20 protein-coding genes and 2 tRNA genes are annotated in these 19304 nt (G+C 44.8%); 9 read left to right on the forward strand and 13 right to left on the reverse strand.

The window, feature by feature from the left end:
* Positions 1–189: 189 nt before the first annotated feature.
* A complete protein-coding gene (locus GA520_RS08130) occupies positions 190–396 on the forward strand; it encodes a hypothetical protein (protein ID WP_163339328.1) in 207 nt (68 codons plus the stop codon).
* Entirely contained in the window at positions 393–875 is a 483-nt protein-coding gene (locus GA520_RS08135) for a GNAT family N-acetyltransferase (RefSeq protein WP_163339327.1), read from the forward strand. Before GA520_RS08130 ends, GA520_RS08135 begins: the two co-directional genes overlap by 4 nt.
* Here the strand turns inward: GA520_RS08135 and GA520_RS08140 are convergent.
* Entirely contained in the window at positions 852–2045 is a 1194-nt protein-coding gene (locus tag GA520_RS08140) for a transporter substrate-binding domain-containing protein (RefSeq protein WP_163339326.1), read from the reverse strand. The two genes, GA520_RS08135 and GA520_RS08140, sit on opposite strands and share 24 nt — an antisense overlap.
* Positions 2046–2202: 157 nt before the next feature.
* Between GA520_RS08140 and GA520_RS08145 the strand changes: the two genes are divergently transcribed.
* Complete coding sequence (locus GA520_RS08145; protein ID WP_163339325.1) at positions 2203–3312, forward strand: CNNM domain-containing protein; 1110 nt, start codon at positions 2203–2205, stop codon at positions 3310–3312.
* Positions 3313–3324: 12 nt separating this feature from the next.
* Here the strand turns inward: GA520_RS08145 and GA520_RS08150 are convergent, their stop codons facing one another.
* From GA520_RS08150 to GA520_RS08195, 10 genes are all read right to left on the reverse strand, one after another.
* Positions 3325–3828 carry an alpha/beta family hydrolase gene (locus GA520_RS08150; protein WP_163339324.1) on the reverse strand — a complete coding sequence of 168 codons (504 nt, stop codon included), beginning with the start codon at positions 3826–3828 and terminating at the stop codon, positions 3325–3327.
* A 243-nt stretch (positions 3829–4071) separates the two neighbouring features.
* On the reverse strand, positions 4072–4260 hold the full coding sequence (locus tag GA520_RS08155) for a hypothetical protein (RefSeq protein WP_163339323.1): 189 nt from the start codon (positions 4258–4260) through the stop codon (positions 4072–4074).
* A gap of 457 nt (positions 4261–4717) precedes the next feature.
* Positions 4718–5347, reverse strand: coding sequence for a class II aldolase/adducin family protein (locus tag GA520_RS08160; protein ID WP_163339322.1), 630 nt, complete (start codon positions 5345–5347; stop codon positions 4718–4720).
* Positions 5347–5610, reverse strand: coding sequence for a hypothetical protein (locus tag GA520_RS08165; RefSeq protein ID WP_163339321.1), 264 nt, complete (start codon positions 5608–5610; stop codon positions 5347–5349). Before GA520_RS08165 ends, GA520_RS08160 begins: the two co-directional genes overlap by 1 nt.
* A 112-nt stretch (positions 5611–5722) precedes the next feature.
* Positions 5723–5810: transfer RNA gene (locus tag GA520_RS08170), tRNA-Leu, on the reverse strand.
* Positions 5811–5909: 99 nt separating this feature from the next.
* Entirely contained in the window at positions 5910–7241 is a 1332-nt protein-coding gene (locus GA520_RS08175; protein WP_163339320.1) for a DUF945 family protein, read from the reverse strand.
* A 167-nt stretch (positions 7242–7408) separates the two neighbouring features.
* A complete protein-coding gene (locus GA520_RS08180) occupies positions 7409–8608 on the reverse strand; it encodes a pyridoxine 5'-phosphate synthase (protein ID WP_163339319.1) in 1200 nt (399 codons plus the stop codon).
* 59 nt (positions 8609–8667) lie between these two features.
* Entirely contained in the window at positions 8668–9636 is a 969-nt protein-coding gene (locus GA520_RS08185; protein WP_163339318.1) for a PhoH family protein, read from the reverse strand.
* Positions 9636–10028, reverse strand: a complete 393-nt coding sequence (locus GA520_RS08190) for a thioredoxin domain-containing protein (RefSeq protein ID WP_163339317.1) — start codon at positions 10026–10028, stop codon at positions 9636–9638. The genes GA520_RS08185 and GA520_RS08190 overlap by 1 nt, the downstream gene beginning before the upstream one ends.
* 36 nt (positions 10029–10064) lie before the next feature.
* Positions 10065–10502, reverse strand: a complete 438-nt coding sequence (locus tag GA520_RS08195) for a hypothetical protein (protein WP_163339316.1) — start codon at positions 10500–10502, stop codon at positions 10065–10067.
* 400 nt (positions 10503–10902) lie between these two features.
* Between GA520_RS08195 and GA520_RS08200 the strand changes: the two genes are divergently transcribed.
* Together GA520_RS08200 and GA520_RS08205 are read left to right on the forward strand one after the other, a co-directional pair.
* Positions 10903–10987, forward strand: a tRNA-Leu gene (locus tag GA520_RS08200).
* A 642-nt stretch (positions 10988–11629) separates the two neighbouring features.
* Positions 11630–12400, forward strand: a complete 771-nt coding sequence (locus tag GA520_RS08205; protein ID WP_163339315.1) for an alpha/beta fold hydrolase — start codon at positions 11630–11632, stop codon at positions 12398–12400.
* A gap of 103 nt (positions 12401–12503) precedes the next feature.
* Here GA520_RS08205 and GA520_RS08210 read toward each other — a convergent pair whose 3' ends face one another.
* On the reverse strand, positions 12504–13751 hold the full coding sequence (locus GA520_RS08210) for a hypothetical protein (RefSeq protein ID WP_163339314.1): 1248 nt from the start codon (positions 13749–13751) through the stop codon (positions 12504–12506).
* Between the two features lie 397 nt (positions 13752–14148).
* Between GA520_RS08210 and GA520_RS08215 the strand changes: the two genes are divergently transcribed.
* A complete protein-coding gene (locus tag GA520_RS08215; RefSeq protein WP_163339313.1) occupies positions 14149–14817 on the forward strand; it encodes a hypothetical protein in 669 nt (222 codons plus the stop codon).
* Between the two features lie 79 nt (positions 14818–14896).
* Here GA520_RS08215 and GA520_RS08220 read toward each other — a convergent pair whose 3' ends face one another.
* Positions 14897–15574, reverse strand: a complete 678-nt coding sequence (locus GA520_RS08220) for a potassium channel family protein (RefSeq protein ID WP_163339312.1) — start codon at positions 15572–15574, stop codon at positions 14897–14899.
* A 284-nt stretch (positions 15575–15858) separates the two neighbouring features.
* Between GA520_RS08220 and GA520_RS08225 the strand changes: the two genes are divergently transcribed.
* The 3 genes from GA520_RS08225 to GA520_RS08235 all read left to right on the forward strand — a co-directional run bounded on the left by GA520_RS08225 (position 15859) and on the right by GA520_RS08235 (position 19221).
* Entirely contained in the window at positions 15859–17751 is a 1893-nt protein-coding gene (locus tag GA520_RS08225) for a TIGR00341 family protein (RefSeq protein WP_163339311.1), read from the forward strand.
* Between the two features lie 16 nt (positions 17752–17767).
* On the forward strand, positions 17768–18925 hold the full coding sequence (locus GA520_RS08230; RefSeq protein ID WP_163339310.1) for an ABC transporter substrate-binding protein: 1158 nt from the start codon (positions 17768–17770) through the stop codon (positions 18923–18925).
* Between the two features lie 116 nt (positions 18926–19041).
* Positions 19042–19221 carry a hypothetical protein gene (locus tag GA520_RS08235; RefSeq protein WP_163339309.1) on the forward strand — a complete coding sequence of 60 codons (180 nt, stop codon included), beginning with the start codon at positions 19042–19044 and terminating at the stop codon, positions 19219–19221.
* Positions 19222–19304 lie beyond the last annotated feature (83 nt).

Genomic DNA, 19304 nt, shown 5'->3' on the forward strand with positions numbered 1-19304 from the left:
TACGAAATATATGGAGCCGGGGAGAGGTGTGTATCTCGACGGAGGCTCTCGTACAACTCTGACAGCTGCCAATAACCTGATTACCGATAACCGATACTGTTATATACGATTATGCCCGTTGGGACAGAACCTGTAAGCCAGCGGTTCATTTTTTCAAACATTATTAGCCGGCAGGCCGGTCAGCTTCTCATGAATTTCACATGGGGAGGCGCTGGTGCGATGGATCATTATTCCTCAATCAGCCCAAACTTTCATAATGTTGATCCGCTCTTTATGGATGAAGCGGCTGGCGGTTTGAACCTGAGACCAGAACCCCCTGCTTTTGCCATGGATGGTTTTGTGCTGATAGCATTTGATGAGATCGGCATCCGTTCAGGCCAGGATATGGAACAATGAAAATTATCCCTGCAGTTGCCAATGACGCTCACATTCTGACAGCCATCTCATTTAGGTCAAAAAAATACTGGCAATATCCGGACGAATATTTGGCGATCTGGGCAGACGAATTGACTGTAACGGAGCAGTATATATTGGATAATTATGTGTTTGTCGCAACAAAGAATGATGTCCTTGTCGGCTACTACTCGGTGGTGGAAGTGAAAGAAGATTTTGAAATGGCCGCTGTTCGGATTGAGAAAGGCATCTGGCTGGAGCACATGTTTGTCGATCCTGAATACATCGGGCAAAAGGTCGGTACCGCGATGGTCGGTCATCTCAAAACAATATGGCAGCAACGGGGAGTAAGAACCATAAGGGTATTGGCCGATCCCAATGCGAGAGGTTTTTACGAGAAAAACGGATTTGGCTATATCAGGGAGTGTCCGTCGACGATAGTGGGAAGGACAACACCTCTATTGGAACTTGCTTTTGGGTAGCTGATTATGCGAGCATTTCTTGTCGAACCAGTCTTCTTTGCCGTAAAGTTTATCAATACATTCAGGGCAGATGCTGTGGCTGAAGTCGACTTCCGAGTGCTGGCCTATATACGTTTCTATACGAGTCCAGTAGCCCTTGTCGTCCCGGATATTTTTACACTCACTACAAATCGGCAATATACCGCGTAGAATCCTTATTTCGTCTAATGCGGTCTGGAGTTCGCTGATAAGTTTCTCCTTCTCTTTCTCAGCATTTTTTCTCTCCAGAATCTCCACTGCAAGTCTTCTGTTCCAGATGAAAAATGCGGAGAATACAATAGAAGCGAGTGCTGCTACGACCAGTAGCCACTTGGCGAAATCCATGAGTTGAATCCCGTGTTCGTAGCGAACATAGATCCATTTCTGACGAATTTCGTTGTGTTTTTCCTGGGGAATGGCTGCTAACCCTTTATTGATGATGGAAATGAGCTCCGGCCAGTCCTTGCGAACACCAATAGAGAGAGCATAATTTTCAAAACTTGTAGGGGAAGCAATTTTCAGATTTGCCCAGCCCTCTTTTTCAATCAGGTATGACGCAGCTGCCAGATTCTCTATATGAGCATCTGCCTTGCCGAGTGCAACAGCTTCAAGCGCTTTAAGTGGTGTCTGTACGAAAAGTGGTGTGAAATCGATATTTTCTCTTTTTAACCATGTTTCGGTAATGTTGTTTTTGATGGTTGTAACAGTCTTATTTTGTAAGCTGTAAATGTCGTTAATGAAGGGAGCATCTTTTCTGGTAATAATAACGAGGGGAAAGGAAAGGTGAGGGGTAGAAAAGTTCAGATATGAGGTCCGTTCAGGTGAAGGTGTGGTGCAACTAAGGAGGTCGATTTCTTTAGATTGGACCTTTTTGAGAACGTCGCTCCAGGCGAGATTTTTTACCACAACAATTTCAAGCCCGACCTGATCCGCGATATAGTTTATATAATCGCTGGCCATCCCCACAAATTCGTTGTTGTCATTCACATACTGGAATGGGGGAAAGGCTTGAGGACCGCTAATTCGTATCGTTTTATGATTTAGTATCCATTCCTGTTCTGCCTGGGTAAGCAGGATAGACTCGGCATGGATTATACCCTTGAGGATAGTGACATGAAGGAAAAGAAATATGAGGAATCCAAATAAACGCATAGGCAAGATAATTATGTCTTTTTAGAGTGAGTCATTGGACTATGATACTGTAGTAATAGTCAAAACACAATTAACTTGTCTTGACGAAATGGTGAGAACAGCTAGTATAATTTTGCAGTAATTCGATAATCTAAAATAATATAAACTACAGCATTCTATGGCCCTTCTTATATTTTACGTTTGCCTGGCTCTTGGCGTTTCCTTTCTTTGTTCCATAATGGAAGCGGTTTTACTCAGTACATCAGCATCCTATGCTGTACGGCTGGAACAGGATAGACCCCGTCTTGGGAAAAGGCTCAAGGGGTATAAAAGCGACATTGATAAGCCGCTTGCCGCAATTCTGAGCTTGAATACCATCGCCCACACTGTCGGTGCTGCAGGGGCCGGGGCTCAGGCGGCCTATGTCTTTGGTGATGCCTATATCGGCGTAATTTCTGCAGTACTCACTTTCTTGATTCTGGTTTTCTCTGAGATTATTCCCAAGACTCTTGGCGCAGCATATTGGCGCGAACTTAATCCGCTGGTCATTCGGTTACTCAGGTTCACTATTATTTCAATGTGGCCACTGGTAAAGATGGCCGAAACCCTTACCCGGTTGATGACCAAGAACAAGCAGGATAAGCAGGTTCATCGGGACGAATTTATTGCCCTGGCCGAACTAGGTAATAAGGAAGGGATTTTCCATCGTTATGAATCAAGGGTGTTGCAAAATCTGTTTTTTTTACGCGATATCAGGACCCGAGATATCATGACACCGCGAACGGTTGTTTTTGCATTGCCCGAAACCAAGACTGTTGTAGAGTGCCTGGGGGAAAATGAGAGATTCTATTTCTCGAGAATTCCTGTTTACGGTGAGAATTTAGATGACATAAAAGGGTTTGTCCTGAAATCAGACATTTTTCGTGCTGGTCACGAACATCCTGAGTGCACGTTAAAGGAGTTGTGCCGCCCGATTATTGTATTCCCAGGGGATCTTACTCTTCATGCGATGTTTGAGAAGATGATGAGCGAATCAAATCATATTGCCCTGGTTGTCGACAACTTTGGGGGAACAGAAGGTGTGGTAACCATGGAGGACTTCATCGAGACTCTCCTTGGGCTTGAGATTGTCGACGAGATAGATACTGCCGAAGATATGCAGGAGATCGCTCGTAAGCAGTGGCAGAAAAGAGCCCAGCGTTCCGGCCTGATAATCGATGCTGTCACTCCTCAGCCTGAAGCGCCTGAAGGGGAAAATGATTCCGCAAACCGGGATGACAGTGAATAGGTGGATCCGAGTTCAGCTAACTCTATGTAACCAGCGTCCTACCTGATCGATATATAACTCGTAATCGATATAGAGATGATCTTCACCTTCAATGGTCAGTAGGTTAACAGGCTTGTTCTCACCAAACTCGTCAACAGTACCGAATTTGTCATTGTTTTGTTGAATGACGAATGTCTTGTCATTCTGAAGGAGGGAAAGGGCATCTTGGGCTATGCTTCTTTTCTTGAATGATTTTATCGGTATTCCAAGCAGGATTGCACGGTCGCAGTGGATACGTTTTTCCAGATGTGCCTGCATGGCGACCAGGCTACCAAACGATTTACCAATGACCAGGTCGTACTTCTCCCTGGGTAGGTAGGATGCCTCATTGCTCAGGTCCGGATCAATGGTGTTGTTGGACCAGAATGTGTATCGGTGTATATGGTTTTTACTTTTATCCAGTTCGAGTTTTTCGGCCAGTTCAGAAATCCACTCTATAGTCTCTGGATTGATTCCTGGGAGTAGCAATGTTTTCATACGTCTCACCAAATATGGATTGAGGCAGTGGGGTGGTTGCTTGAAAGAAGCAGAATACTAGAACCCAAACTTTAAAACAGTGTACCGGAATATACTACGAAATCAAATAATTTCGTGTGGCATCCAGAGGTATGCAAAAGGTGTAAAATGCAAAACCCCCGGGTGAGAGACCGGGGGTTTTAAGGGTGCTGCTGAGAGTGTTATGAGAGTGCAACAGAAGTTGCTAGTGAAGCCTTGGGTGTATTAGTGGAATGTGGGAAAATCAGCATGTCCCGAAGTAGATTGGTACATATCATCAATCCAGGCATTCCTGGTGTTCCGGGTGACGATGACTCGAAAGTTACCTTTTGCATCATCCATCTGTTTAGTCATTTGGGCAGCGTCAATCGACGGAGTGGTTTTTGATTTTTTACTTTTCGTTCTGCTGTTCATACAATTTCTCCACACGCTGCAAAGCATACTTTGCATTAATAATTTCTACAGTAATGCTACTCAGTATGAATGGGTTATATCTGTTGGTGAGCAAGAAGTAAATGGGTATATATACGGATATTTGATGGTGTTTATAGCACTTCTTTATCGTTTTTATCGTGAAAACAGGGTGTTGTTTTTTTGTAAAAGACTTGAAAAAAATGAAAAAAAATTGAATTATCAATCAGATGGAGTGAGTTCGTCTAACAAAGGAGTGAAAATGACCAAAACTAACATCATGGGTGAGTTGGTATCGACTGAATGTTATCTGTCTGGTATTGCGTAATAAATATTTCTATTTTTTATTTGGCGAGTATTTGTAGCATCTTTGTCGAAATTATGTCGATAATTTGACAAAAAACAAGCCCCTGTTTGGGGGCAGCAAATGTGGAAGTAGAGCCAGCTGATTCCTGACAAATTATTCACTTTCAGACTGTTCAGGCGGGAGTGTTTGAGACAGGGTTGAAATGAGCTTCATGTAGTGAGTCAGGGTCAGTTTGCCCGCATCATCAAGGTTTGGGCCAAGAGCAACGAATCCATGATCTTTCAGGATGAAAAACTTATTGCCTTCACTCATGGTAAGACGTGCCGATTCTGCGAGTTCCTTCGTCCCATAGTCATAGAATTTATCGGTTACTGCTATTCCAAGTTCTTGGGCATGCTGGCTGAGCAGGTCGCAGTGTCCGTGGAATATTGCCTGTATACTGGTATCCTCCTGGTAGATATAATGGTGAAGAAAACACTCTGAAGATGGGGGGGATGCCCCCTTGGTTAGAAATATTCCCGTGTCCGGTGTATAGCCTTCAACGAGGGTATAATTCTCCCTGTTGAGTTCCTTTTCCGGGACCATTGAGCTTTTGGTAATGATAAAGCTATCGTTTACAGTCCTGAATGACTGGTTACCGTAGGCCCCTGTTGAATGTACGGGGGCAAGACCCAGTTGCGAGAAGAGAAAGACCCAGTAGTTAAGTCGATTCAGAAAAGGATGATCCGGACATGATTGGCTAACCTGGCGATACGCAAATTTTACGCCTTGGTATGTTTCCATTAGCTGTTTCCTTGCTCAAAATATGTTTTGCCAGGCAGTTCAATGCTTACAGGCTCTTTACTGTAAACATCATCGAGTGACTGGATATACTCTTTAAAGGATTTGGAACCACAATGGAGGGAGTGTGGGGTCAATCTCTCGCCAGCCTTGTTGAATTCAGCTATGAAGTCATGGAATTCATTTTCAGCAATTGTTGCAGGAGTTGTGAGGCATAATTCTGATAAGTCAACTTTTCCTGTCCTTTTATTAACTGGCAGTATCATGTTCGGTTCTCTTGTTCTTTTGACGGCTTAAGACAAGCATACATCGACGTTTCAACAAGAAATAAATGAAAATACCCCGTAACTAGTAAAAGTTACAGGGTATTCTTGGCATTGGTGCCTAGGGCGAGAATCGAACTCGCACGGGCGCAAGGCCCACGAGATTTTAAGTCTCGGGTGTCTACCAGTTCCACCACCCAGGCGCGAGGTCTTATTTACCATAACCGGCTAAACGTTGTCAATTGACAAAGTATACTTCTGTTACGGCTTGGTGCCTCTGACCGTGATTCGGTTGTGAATCGTTATTGTGCGTTGAAATCTACCACAGCACCATTCAGGAAAAATTTATTGTCTTTTGTTATGCCTTTATGTTTGAGATAGTCTCCGTCTTCAACAAAAAATCCCGTTTCCATTCCTGGGAGGAGGGGTGCCGTAAGCATCGGGTTGTCACCGGTCAGGGCCTTTGGGAGGGATACATCTGAGTTGAGTGAAAGATACTCGAAGACCAGGTTTGGCTGGGTTGCCATTGGCAGCATTTGGGCCATGGTAACATCCTTGTTCAGGATCAATGAGAAAGCACCCTCAACATTACCCATTGGCAGGGTGGCCTTTAATTTCTTTATAGAGAGTTCCAGGCCCTGCTTAAGAAATTTCTCGTAAACACCGACCATTTGCATGCCGAGTCCCATCATCTGTGCCTGCATGGCTTCTTCCATCATCTCAGGGTCATCCTGGTGCTGGGCAAGAATCTCAAAAAACGAGCCCATCATATCCATATAAATTTCTGCAGCTTCTTCATAGGCGGTACCGTCAACTCCTGCAATGTGGAGGGCCAGGTCGAGGTTTTCCATATCCCCTTCGGGCGTCTTCATCAGGTCGAGAGCATAATTGGCGTCGATAATCAAGCGGTCAGCTTTGTCGTCGTACTGTACAGCAGAGCTTACTTTAAGTCCTTTCATCTCTACGCGTTTTCCTTCTTCTTCAACGCTGGCCCCTTCCATGGTAACTAAAGAGCTGCCACGGTAAATAAAGGTGCTGATCAGCTCAATATCAGACTCAAAAGACATGGCGGAGAATGTTATAAGCTCACCGACTGAAAGACCTTTCCAACTCCCTTCTGAAACAAACTTCTTGAATTCACGATTGGTTTGAGCAGTTATTGTTCCGGGTTTGATATCGACAGTCTCTCCTTCAGCCTTGAGAGTGAAGGCATCGATCGTAATGGTTGAGATGATGTCGCCCAGCAGTTTATATTCGGTCTCCATGGTCAGTGGGTCAGAGCCTTCCACATAATTCTCGATTGCCTGTGTGTACCAGGGGTTTTTTTCCAGGCTGCTGGTGGAGGTAACTGAAGTGAGACCATGCTTGGCACGGTCAATAACCACAACCGAGTCGACTTTCAGCATGTCTTTCAGTTTACCCAGATTTAACTTGTACTCAATCTCGGAAGAACTGAAACCACGGTCATAGCGGATAACTTCGAGGTTCATCCCCATTTCTGTATCCACATATATCTCGTTTGCCTGATCTATAACGTGTTGAAATGCCTTTTCCATCACCATGCCGTTAATAAATGGCAGGCATGCAACAGCGAGAATGATGAGCGTACCCACACCGATAAGAATCTTTTTCATTTTTGTTCCTTTTTATTGTTTGTCATTTTCAGTAGTCTTGCTGGTTGAGTAAGGACGTATATTCATATGCATAACGTGTTTTATGTGGGTCGTGATACAATGCTGAGCAACCGTATCAGGGAATGGCGTCCCATGCAACAACTATATGAAATGACTACGTTGCTTGACTATGAAAAAGACAACTTGGCCTGTTGTATGATGGCAAGCATTTCGCGTACTGCCTGGTCGATGCCCACAAATACAGCCCTGGCAATCACGGCATGGCCGATTGAGAGTTCCTCAACCGTATCAAGTGCCGCAACTCGAGCGGTATTGGTGTAGTCGAGACCATGACCTGCGTTCACCCGCAGTCCAATCTGGAAGGCTTCGAGAGCTGCAGACTCAATGAGTTGGAGTTCGAGATCCCTTTCTGTTTCTGATTCAGCATCGCTGTAACGACCGGTATGGATTTCAACAAAGGTCGCACCTACGTCAAGGCTTGCCTTAATCTGTTTAGGGTCTGGATCGATAAAGAGGGAAACAGGGATATCCTTGGCGTTCATTTTGGCGATGGTCTTGGCGAGTTTTTTCTTCTGTCCTGCAACGTCAAGTCCACCTTCTGTGGTGAGTTCCTCTCTTTTTTCAGGTACCAGGGTGACCATATCGGGCCTGGTATCGAGAGCAATGTTGATGATTTCTTTTGCTGCACCCATTTCCAGGTTCAATTTGGTCTGAACAGTTTCCCGCAGGATGCGAACATCCCGGTCCTGGATGTGCCGGCGGTCTTCTCGCAGGTGGACAACAATTCCTGAAGCTCCTGCAAGTTCACACATGGCGGCAGCAGTGACCGGGTCCGGTTCGGTTGTTCCGCGCGCCTGGCGAACGGTTGAGACATGGTCGACGTTGATAGCGAGTTGGGTCATTGGTCTTCTCCTGAGGTATTCAATTCTTTCGAGCAGATCCTGCTCTTTGGCAAACATTATTTCTGCTTCCTTTTCGGATTGTTCATGGTCATATCCGAGCAGGTGTAAGAGGCCATGGGTGATCAGCCAGGTAAACCGGTAAAGAAATGTCTGGTTTAACTCTGTCGCTTCCCGTATGGCACTGTCGAGGGAGATTATGATGTCGCCGAGTTCCCTGACCGGCAAGTTATGAAATGAAATGTCTGCGCCTTCTGCCATGGGGAAGGAGAGAACATTCGTGGGACCCTGTTTATTCCTGTATTGGGAATTAAGCCAGCTGATCTCCTCATCATCTACCAGCAAGAGCGAGACGGAATAGTCCTGTTTCCCCATCTGTGCCATCAGCCACTGAGTACGCTTGCTGATGGTTGAGAGATTTATAGGGCAGTGGGAAGGGTAGTAATGGACATTGATATCAACAGGCATGAGTGGGCCCCTGATGAGTGATGGATTGTACTTTCAATTGGTGTTCTGAAGCTGGTTTCTCAGCTCGCCTTCGTTTCGTAGGCCTGGATGATTTTTTGTACGAGTGGATGTCGTACCACATCGGCTTTGGAGAAGCTACAGAAGCTGATTCCATCGATCGATTTGAGTCTATTCCTGGCTTCCAGCAGGCCAGACTGGTTCTTATTCGGAAGATCAACCTGGGTAGAGTCGCCGGTAACGACGGCCCGCGAATCAAAACCTATCCGGGTCAGGAACATTTTCATCTGTTCCCTGGTGGTGTTTTGTGCCTCATCCAGAATTATAAAGGCGTTTGACAATGTTCGTCCACGCATAAAGGCCAGGGGGGCAATTTCAATTATTCCCTGTTCGATATAGTCTTCACACCTCTCTGAACCAACCATGTCATTTAAGGCATCATGGAGTGGACGAAGATAGGGATTCACTTTCTGGGCAAGGTCGCCGGGTAGAAACCCGAGTTTTTCACCAGCCTCAACTGCGGGTCGTGTGAGGATGATCGATTTCACCTGACCCATGGCAAGAGCAGAAACTGCCATGGCCACGGCGAGATAGGTTTTGCCCGTCCCTGCCGGGCCTATGCCAAAGACAATGTCGTGATTACGGATAGCGTCAATGTAGATCTTCTGGTTACGGGTTTTGGGTGAGATCACCCGGTTTTGAGTGGTGACGTACACCTTATCCAGAAAAATTTTATCGAGCCGCGCACCCGGAGTCGATTCCAGGATGCGCATGCCGAAAGCAAAATCTGAACTATATACAGGGTATCCCTTGCCGATCAACTCATAAAGCTGGGAGAGAAGGTTGGCGGCGATATCTACGTCGTGGTTGATGCCTTTTATACAAAGACTTGTACCCCTGGCGCTGATTTTCACCCCTGAACTATTCTCTATTATCTGCAGGTTTCGGTTCAGGTCACCGTACAGGGCTGAGGATATTTGGTTGTCATCAAAGAGAAGCTCTTTACTTACTTCCCCGTTGGTTCGTGTCATTATTTCTTTTTGGTGAGTTCTTCGTCTATAAGTTTTTGGAATCCCTGTAAGGATCGCTGCTGGAGCTTTCTGCCGTTAATGAAGACGGTCGGTGTTCCGGTAACACCAGCTTTCTTGGCATCTGAGAGATCTTTGTTGATCATCATGCGGATTTTGGGTGAGTCCATATCCGCCTTGAATTTGGTGATATCGAGTGCAAGCTCTGCGGCGGTGGCATCGATCAGCTCATTGGACAGTTTCTTGGCTGCAAACAGTTTGTCATGAAACTCCCAGAATTTTCCCTGCTCTCCTGCAGCCAATGCTGCGCGATGGGCAGGGTCTGCCATTTTGTGGAACTGTAACGGCATGTTCTTAAATACAATCTTTACGTTGTCAGCGTTATTCTCAAGCACCTGCTTGAGTAGTGGCTCAATTTTGCCACAATACGGTCATTCAAAATCAGTAAAGAGTGCGATAACAACAGGTGCGTCAACTTTTCCCTTATATGGCGAGCCAGTGATATCAATATCTACCACATAACTCAGGGCAACAGAGGTAAAGCTGTTAGCTGCGTTGTCAATAAGATAAAGTGATTCTCCTTGTGGGGCGATGTCAATTGCAGAGACATTTTCACCGACAGGAATCTTCCCCTGGAGTTTTCCCATATTATCATATATCAGTACATTTTTATCTGCACTCAGGATAAAGACCAACTTGTGATCCAGTGAATGGACGATATCGAGTGGCTGTCCTTCTACTTTCCAGCTTGACTGCACCTTCCATTCTACTCTGTCTGTCTTGCCACTCGTCGTGATGGCCGTTGCCTGTGCAGTCGCTGTAAAAGCGAGCAGGGCTGTGCAGGCGGCAAGAGTTTGTAAATAACCCATAGATACCTCGTTTGTATTCATTGACGGGAGTGAATTTCCCATTTTGCTGTCTTTACCGGGTGTAACGGCTTGATTCGATGTAGGTGAGACAATCAAATATGGCAGTTTGGCAAAGCAGTAGCTAATGTTATTCTTTTTACCAGGAAAGCAATACTTTTCCGTCAGCTTGTGGACCTTTTCGACCTGAATAATCACTATAGGTCAAAAAAATGTGGAAAGTGTCTGTCGAGGATGGTATTTATAGCATCCTTTTTGGGGTATAGTGCGTTTTCTGGTTTTGTATCTTGTTTGAACCTGTCAGAATACGCTATACTAGACAGGATTGCGAGTGATATAGTCCAATTGGTGACTCGGGTATGTCATACGAAAAGGAAAGAACTGGCTGTTTGACATACACATTGCGAGGGTGGCGGAATTGGTAGACGCACCAGACTTAGGATCTGGCGCCTTTGGGTGTGAGAGTTCGAATCTCTCCCTTCGCACCACATAAAAAAAGCCTCTAACCCGGTTGTAAGGGTTTGAGGCTTTTTTCTTTTATAAAGGCATCAGTCTTGACACTATATGGAATTTGTACAAGATATATCTTGTATTAGTCCGAACATTTCATCAGTTCAGGCGGCGCCGGATTCTCGGACAGCCTCCTCTGTTTGTGCAAGTAGACCATAGCTGGCAATATCTACTGCTACAATATTACCGAAGATGTTACTGCATGGGCTGTCCACCCAAAGAGTGTTCGAAGTCTTCACTTATCTCTTTAAGCATACCTTTTGGTGAATATTGTACATGATTTGCTGATGAAATACGCAGTGCTAAGTGCCGGGCAATACCTGGTTAGTTCCCATCCTACAACTGCCCCTTGGGTCGATATCTTCGTTATGCTTAAAATATTTATCCTCCGGTAAGTAAGGAACGAGATTCCGAGATATCAATTATATACCTGGGGTAAAATTTTTCACATGCCTCGATCTGGACCAGATAAGCGTAGACTTCGAATCACCTGGTTTTAGGATGGAAACTGGTTAGAAAACAAATCAATATGATTTTCATGAGAAATTTGGGTTAAGATAAAATATGTATATTTATTTCCTATTATATTGGTCTGTAACGTTTCTAAATTGAGGGAAAACATGACACGTTCGTTATATGTCCTTGTGCTGGTCGCAGCCTGTAGTTGTCTTCTTCTTACTACACCGGATTTGGTGAGAGCCGATGGGAAGAAGAATGTTGTTGAGCTCTCGAACGTTAAGGAGTGTGTTATACTTCTTCATGGATTGGGGCGGACTTATCGAGCTATGGAAGATATGGCTCGTGCCCTGGAACGTGAAGGTTTTACAGTTGCTAACGTGGATTATCCTTCAACCGATTTCGTGGCAGAGGAGCTGGCAGATACGGCAATACCCCAAGGGGTTGCGGAGTGCCGGGCGCAAGGGGCGACAACCATTCATATAGTCACCCACTCGTTGGGTGGTGTTTTAACCAGATATTATCTCAAGAACCGGGAGCTGGCTGAACTCGGCAGGGTGGTGATGTTAAGCCCGCCTAATAGCGGAAGTGAAATTCCCGAGACGTTTAGTGACACCTGGCTGTTTAATATTGTTATGGGGCCAGTTTTTACTCAACTCAGGAGTTCAGAAGACAGTTTCGTGAACAGTCTTGGGCCTGTCTCTTTCCCTTTGGGTGTCATAACGGGTAATAAATCTGTTTTTTTCGATCGCTATTTCAGTACGATCATCCCTGGTGAGGATGACGGCAAAGTGTCCGTTGAACGTGCCAAAGTAGAAGGGATGGCGGATTTTATCGTTCTGCCCTACACTCACCCTTATATAATGGAGGAGGAAGAGGTGATACAACAGACAATCCATTTCCTGAGAAATGGATTGTTTAACCATAAGAAATAGAAATGTTTAAATTTTTTAGAGCTTTATGCTCAATCGTCGGCCCGAAATTATTCTTCTGCCCAATCTCAATGTTCACGAGGAATGCTGAGTTTTATGATGGGAGCTATTCATTTTTGAGGAGCTTAGTCGTCGCCTTCGGGTACAGCTTCCAACCTCTTTCCTTCAGCATTTCTGTTGCTTGTAAACTGAAATCTCCAAAGGTCCAGAGCTCGCAGGTTGTTGATACGTTGTTGTTTTTTATGTCGTCGATGGCATCTGCAACTTTTTCACTCCAGATAATGTGGTCGGATGGGAGCAAGACAATAACCGAGCCGTCTTTTTTCCGGGCCAGGGTTAAACGGGCAAGAGGGGATAGCTCTGCAAGAGGCATGATTCTTTGGTGATAACCTGCTGTCATTATAGCTATTTCGGTAATTATTTTGGCCATCTCCTCAGTGCTGGCCTGTAGTGCAACTTTGATGAAAAGTTCTCTGTTTTCGACACCCTCCATCGTTTTTAAGGCATTAGCAAGTAGGGTTTGCAGTGCTGGAGAGAATACCGGGTTGTTTAAAAAAAGTTCAACGGTGTCCTCATCACTCGTAATAGCCAGGAGGATTTTTTTATTTTGTAGCCAGAGTTCAGAGGCTGGGGTCGTATTGATAGCCTCGTTAAGCAGTCGGGCAGTACCGGAGGTGGTGAGGACGATGCCACCCACACCGCCTACAAAACTGGAAGCGACGCCCACACCGAGACCACCCAGGTAATCGGCTCGTGCAAGTCTATCCAACTCCTGCTGCAGAATAGGATTACGGGAGTACATGTTGACCCCAAATTGTGTTGCAATCTCACCTTTTGATTTTGTAAGGCCAATAAGCTGTTCCACCCGGCTGTCTTCTGCCCCGGTTATCTTTCGTTTGCCGACAGTTCCTTTGGCGCGATTAAAAAGTCCCTGTATCCCTGTTGCTGCATTGGTGAAAGTTTTTTCCGGATCCTGAAAGAGGTTTTTGACTCCCTCCACAGTATTTTTACCTGATTGCTTGAGTGACTCATAGGCGGTGTCATCAGTTTTAATCTTTTGCATAGTTGCAATTGCCTTGAGCTCAAGAACCAGGATTGCAAGAGAAGAGGTCGTAATGACATTAAACGTTTGATGGCTGGTGCGTACGCTGTAGTGATTAACAAAACCGTCGTTTTTTACGACCTCTTCTACTGTGTGATACTCGCTGGAGAGTAGTTCCTTCTTTAAGATGTTCGAGGCGGTAAGAGTAGAAGGTTCCTCGAATCTTGCAAATACCTGACAACTAAGCAGCAGTGGAGCAAGGAAAATGATTATGAAAGACCGTACAATACTAGTACTTCCTGAACTGTTCATGGTTGCGGCCCCTACAGTTATGCTGAGTATTCGTGTTTATAAGAAGCAACGTTCCTGAAGATATCCCGCTGGTAAATCGCTGTATGGCGCAATCTCGACTCACTCACTCCCCATTGCATTTTGTCTTAAAACTAAAAGATCAGCTGATGATTGTAAGATGATGCATGAGGAATGAGCATAGGTCAATAAAAATGTTAGGAGAGTGTTGCTATACGTGGCTGGTTACGTATACAATTTACTTGAATGAGTCTGGTTTTCTCTCTGCTGTGCTTTCAATACAGGATCGTCACCTGATGCGGTTGATTGCTTTTGGGGGATAAGATTTTTCCTGTCGGGAAAAGAGGTTAAACGATTCATAACAAGATATCCATAATGCATACTGAAAAAGGAGCTTCCTATGAAACGAATCATTAATTCGATTTTGACGTTCGGTATAATGATGACCCTCATTACACCGGCATACACATCTTTTGCCACCGGGGATGAAACGCTCAACAGTGAAGAGCTTATGAAAGAGCTGGAAGAAACTGTGAAACTTAATAGTGAAAAGATGGCAAAGTTAAAACCGGAGATTGATGCTACGAGCGAAAAACTCAAAACAATGGTCCATGAGTCGGTGGATAAAGGTTTTGTACGTATGGAGGAATTCAGCAAGCGCTTTGATGAGATCTCAAAAGAAACAGAGGTAAAAGTAAAGGAATTCCTTACCAGTGAGGAATACGAGAAATTCAAGGGGTATTTGACCCAAATTGATAAAGAGGCTCTTCAGGAAGCAAAAAATCAAATTTCTGAAGACTTAAACGAGCTCCTGGGCCTGAGTGAAGAGCAGCTTAACGAACTAAAACCAGTTCTTGAAGAGAACTTGAACAAAATGGCAGAGATGCTTGACACATTTGCAAAAGAGGGGGCAAAGAGCTGGGCGGAAGTTGCCTCAAAGTATGACGAATTGAGTGAGGAACTAAAGGAAAAATTAAAGACTATTCTCGATAGCAGCCAGCTTGAAAAGCTCGATAAATATAAACAGGAGAAGCGAGGCAAGCTGCAGAAAGAACTGGTGGAAGTTTAATGTATAATAATGGCTACTCCTGACCTGGGGGGGAGGTCTCAGGTCTGTCATTTTTCCTGATGGGATGCAAACAGGCTTTCTACTCTTTGCTATGTTTGTCGGAGATATAGTTTCCCACCAGCCAGGCGACAAGGACTGCTGTAAAGAACTGACCGATTATCGCCTCCATCTGACACAGGGACGTTGCCCCATGTGTCTGAGGGGTGATATCCCCATATCCGAGCGTCGTAAGTGTAACCATACTGAAATAGACAAAAACGGTGTATTTATTGCCCTGCATGTTATCGAGTAAAACCCCTCCATATGCTGCAGGATTTATCTCGTACAAAAGGGCATAGAGGGCTCCCCAGAAAAGCCCGATAATGAGGTAAAGACAGAGAGTGGCGACAAGAAGTCGCAACGTCACCCTGGTTGCTTGTTTGAGTTCGGTGATAAAAAAATAAACCAGCAGGCCCAGGTAAATAGAGAGCAGGAGGTATGAACCGGTCCTGCTGAAAGGGATAATATTGTAGATCCCGATCCAGTATAGTGAAAGTACGGGAAGGAGTAGGGTCATGGCAAAAGTCCTTTGTCTTTTTTCCTTACGAACAGCATAGACGCTAAAAAAAAGTGTGATGGATAGTGTCGCATGGGCGACGATGGCAAGTGAGGGATAAGGGGAGAGGAAAGGGCTGCCGAATATGTATATGAGAAGAAAAAACAGTAATGTCTTGAAGCCTTGATTGACTGGTATGTCACGTTTTATCTGCTGGCCCATTTTTTCTTCCATTGATCTTTGACTTTTCAATATTTCAATACCCGAATATGCAACGTAGTCAGTATGCACTATTATTGGTAAAAATTGCAATGTGAGTCAGAACTATTTTTTTATATATTACCAAATAGATGCCCACTTCACGTAGAAGGTATCTGTCTTGTTGGAGTGCCTTCCAACAGGGGGCAATAAAGTGTCATATACCTGGAAATGGATAGTTGAGATTTTTATGCCGGTCCGTTTGTACGTCGGTATTCCATAAGGTGTAATAGGAGTAGGGTACTGTTTTGACAATATATGTTTCTGCTGCATTATTTGTGTATGGGCCGGGCGGTGAGCAACACCGGGAACTGGTTGAACAGAATTCCTTCGGAATCAATATCAAATCGGTTTCGATATCTGAACTTATCAGGAATAAGGAACAGCTGTTCAGCGAACTTCGGCATGTAGTTGTTTGTGGAGCTCTGCAGGATATAAAAGCGGTACTGCATTACAGTCATGAGTTTGGCTTTAGCATTGGTATAATACCATTACCCCATCAACTCCAGTTAAAGAAGAGTTACGGCTTACCAGGTGGTCTTTCAGATGCGCTTGAGTTGGCACTTCGTAATAATCCATCGCCGGTTGATATCGTCTTTTGTAACGATAAAATATTAATGTTCAAAGGGAGCGTCGGCCAGGTTCCGTTGATTGATAATCCTGAAAAAGATAGTAAATATAAGATATTGGTGAATGGTTTTCGCCGGCTTCTGTCGCTTCACCTCTTTCCTTTTACCTTTACAACATTCGGGACCAATAAGGCAAAGGTGACAACCGCAGCCAGTGGCATCCTGCTCTTTGAGAATCCTAAGAAAAGTTTTGCCACCAAGCTCGTCTCGGATGATCTTTCCTTGACGGATAGGACGCTGTCGATGCTTGTGGTTGCACCACTCTCGGTGGTGGCCTATCTGCAACTTATGATTCTACGTCTTTTCTCTGGTTACGGATCAGGAAAAATCCCGGATTCCATTGGGTATATCAAGAGTCCTCACTTGCTTATCGAGTCGAACCTGGAACTCAATGTCAAACTTGATGGCACAGTCGAGACTTCGACCCCCCTTGAGTGTAAGGTCGTATCGGATGCTGTCAGGGTAAATCATGGTCGGGATAAAACAGTAACTGCAGGTTCTGCCGGTAAGGAAAAATCGATCACCCATACCCTGCCTACCGGTAAGGAGTTGTTGAAAGTAGGGGTGAAACGGGTGCCGTTTTTCACCTATGCTTCTGAAGAAAGATTTAAGGATCTTTTCATTTCGTTGCGTGAAGACGGGCGGATCGACTCCAAATATGTTGTTCTCATGGCACTTAGTACGGTACTTGCTACAATAGGTCTGTATCTTGACAGCGGTTCTGTAGTTATTGGTGCCATGTTGCTGGCCCCTCTGATGGCACCGATAATTTCCATGGCTATGAGTATCCTGCGTTTTGACAGGAAACTATTCAAGCAGTCTTTTTATAAGATCTCCCTGGGGGTATTTATTGCGCTGTTCATCTCTGCCCTGTTCACCATGGTCCTGCACTATCATCCTTTTACCGCTGAGATGCAGGCACGACTCAACCCGACAATGCTTGACTTGTTTGTGGCTATTGCAGCAGGCATAGCAGGTGCCTATACCAAGTCATACAAAGAAATCCTGCAGAGCCTTGCCGGAGTTGCAATCGCAGTCGCCCTGGTCCCACCTTTGGCTGTGGCTGGTATAGGCCTTGGGCGAATGGAGTTCTTGTTTTTTCAGCAGGCGTTTCTTTTATTTTCGACAAACCTGATAGGAATTATCCTCGCGGCAACCCTGTCTTTCAGAGTGTTAGGTTTTTCCCCGGTGGTACGTGATAAGCGCGGTATGCTGGTTGTACTGACGTTTTTGATCGCAATTTCTGTCCCTTTGTTTATGGGGTTTCAATCCATAGTAACAAAAGCGAGATTTGAAAAAAGCTGGAAAAAGGAGAGGTTCCTTGTCAATGAAAAATATCTTATTGTGAATACGGCTAAACTGCATGAGTTCCGGGATAAAAACCTTCTAATCGTCGATATCCACGCCAGGGAGCCGCTGAATAGATATGACCTGACCGTGTTTAAGCAGAAAATCCAGCAGAATTTTGCTGAGGACTTGCAGATCAGAGCTAGAATTATTTATATACCATAAGTAGCGGGTACTATACATGAACAGGTATTGTGGCAATAGTATAATACTGATTTTACTTGTTATTATCGGCCTGCTGGCTGGTTGTGAGAACGAGAGTTTGCCGGAGATCCTTCCCAGTGGGAAAACAGTCAGGATAGGTGTTATTGCCCCTATAAGCGGGGTTGATGAGTCAATCGGTAAAAACGGCCTGGCAGGAATCAAGGCAGCCTTACAGGTTCAACCGTACCTACTGAACGGTGATAAGATTGACATTGTGCTGGAAGATGATGGATCAGACGCAAATTTAACCGTGGCTGCTGCCAAAAAACTGGTACACCAGGAGAAGGTGGCAGCAATATTGGTACTGTCCAGGAGTTCATCGGTACTGGCTCTTTCAGAGTTGGCTGATACGCTTGAGACTCCATTTCTTGCGCTGATATCCTCACATCCATTAGTAACAAATACTAAATGGGCTGCCCAGCTCATATTCGATGATGAGAGTCAGGGGATTATCTCTGCATTGTATGTCAGAGACGAACTGCTTATGGACAGTGTTACTGTTTTCAAGCAGATCGATGACCTTCATTCCGTTTTTCTGGCCGACCAGTTTGTGATGAAGTTCAAGGAGTCGGGTGGGAGGGTCAGGGTAGTTGGTATCGGTGATCAAAATATTGGTTATAAAGAGCTATTGGAGGGCCTTTCTCCCCAGGAGCAGAATTTCTTTTATATGCCTATTGATGCGTCGCAGGTGTTGCAAATTGAAAAGGCTACCCGGGAACTGGGGATGCAACCTCAGGTAATGGTGAGCGATGGAGTAGCAGGCAATATCCTGCTGCAGTTTGAAGATGATGTTACATTGCTCAATGGTATGATGGCAGTGGATGTTTTTTCAAACAACGCGAAGAAGACAGAATATGGTCGTTTGATGGAGAAAAGTTTTAATGAGAATTTTCAGGAACCGGGGACAACGTTGGCGGCTTTGGGCTGTGAAGGGATGTCTTATCTATTGATGGCCATGCAGAAGTGCGGTGATTCGACAGATCGGGAATGTATCAAAAACAAAATCCGTTCCCATGAGACTTTTATGGGGTTCTCCGGAGCATTTCGTATAAAAACGAACGGCAAGATAGAAAGACCTGTTTTTATCAATTTGATAGATGATGGCAAACTTAAGAATATCGTGAAAATCTACTGATAATACCACATGAGATAATCCAAAATATATTGTTTCGAATTTGCAGGATTGGGTCGCTTTCTGCACTGGCGTTCATTTATGTTTTCTCAGTAAATATCGTGTTTGGGCAGACAGCGATGTCGAATGCTCATCAAAGTGGTGTGAAGTTGGCACGTGCAGGCAAGTTTGATGAAGCTCTCACCATTCTTCATTCGCTTCATCAAGATGATCCGGAAAACCGTGAATATATCTACGACCTCGATCTTCTTGTCAGAGACCATTCATCCCGAAATTATGACGTTAAAGTCTGTAAATAGCATTTAAAAGTTGACACCGGGGGATTCCAGATTATGATTTGCCCGTATTTTTTTATTATGGGGGAGGTGCGTCCCCGGTCCGA

The sequence above is a fragment of the Desulfopila sp. IMCC35008 genome (assembly GCF_010646885.2).
GTDB lineage: Bacteria > Desulfobacterota > Desulfobulbia > Desulfobulbales > Desulfocapsaceae > Desulfopila.

Coding starts and splice junctions, on each gene's coding strand:
- GA520_RS08230 (WP_163339310.1), top strand. CDS start 17,768: ATGAACAGGTATTGTGGCAATAGTATAATACTGATTTTACTTGTTATT.
- GA520_RS08220 (WP_163339312.1), bottom strand. CDS start 15,574: ATGGGCCAGCAGATAAAACGTGACATACCAGTCAATCAAGGCTTCAAG.
- GA520_RS08205 (WP_163339315.1), top strand. CDS start 11,630: ATGACACGTTCGTTATATGTCCTTGTGCTGGTCGCAGCCTGTAGTTGT.
- GA520_RS08235 (WP_163339309.1), top strand. CDS start 19,042: ATGTCGAATGCTCATCAAAGTGGTGTGAAGTTGGCACGTGCAGGCAAG.
- GA520_RS08155 (WP_163339323.1), bottom strand. CDS start 4,260: ATGAACAGCAGAACGAAAAGTAAAAAATCAAAAACCACTCCGTCGATT.
- GA520_RS08145 (WP_163339325.1), top strand. CDS start 2,203: ATGGCCCTTCTTATATTTTACGTTTGCCTGGCTCTTGGCGTTTCCTTT.
- GA520_RS08185 (WP_163339318.1), bottom strand. CDS start 9,636: ATGACACGAACCAACGGGGAAGTAAGTAAAGAGCTTCTCTTTGATGAC.
- GA520_RS08215 (WP_163339313.1), top strand. CDS start 14,149: ATGAAACGAATCATTAATTCGATTTTGACGTTCGGTATAATGATGACC.
- GA520_RS08180 (WP_163339319.1), bottom strand. CDS start 8,608: ATGCCTGTTGATATCAATGTCCATTACTACCCTTCCCACTGCCCTATA.
- GA520_RS08160 (WP_163339322.1), bottom strand. CDS start 5,347: ATGGAAACATACCAAGGCGTAAAATTTGCGTATCGCCAGGTTAGCCAA.
- GA520_RS08175 (WP_163339320.1), bottom strand. CDS start 7,241: ATGAAAAAGATTCTTATCGGTGTGGGTACGCTCATCATTCTCGCTGTT.
- GA520_RS08135 (WP_163339327.1), top strand. CDS start 393: ATGAAAATTATCCCTGCAGTTGCCAATGACGCTCACATTCTGACAGCC.
- GA520_RS08210 (WP_163339314.1), bottom strand. CDS start 13,751: ATGAACAGTTCAGGAAGTACTAGTATTGTACGGTCTTTCATAATCATT.
- GA520_RS08150 (WP_163339324.1), bottom strand. CDS start 3,828: ATGAAAACATTGCTACTCCCAGGAATCAATCCAGAGACTATAGAGTGG.
- GA520_RS08140 (WP_163339326.1), bottom strand. CDS start 2,045: ATGCGTTTATTTGGATTCCTCATATTTCTTTTCCTTCATGTCACTATC.
- GA520_RS08130 (WP_163339328.1), top strand. CDS start 190: ATGAATTTCACATGGGGAGGCGCTGGTGCGATGGATCATTATTCCTCA.
- GA520_RS08195 (WP_163339316.1), bottom strand. CDS start 10,502: ATGGGTTATTTACAAACTCTTGCCGCCTGCACAGCCCTGCTCGCTTTT.
- GA520_RS08165 (WP_163339321.1), bottom strand. CDS start 5,610: ATGATACTGCCAGTTAATAAAAGGACAGGAAAAGTTGACTTATCAGAA.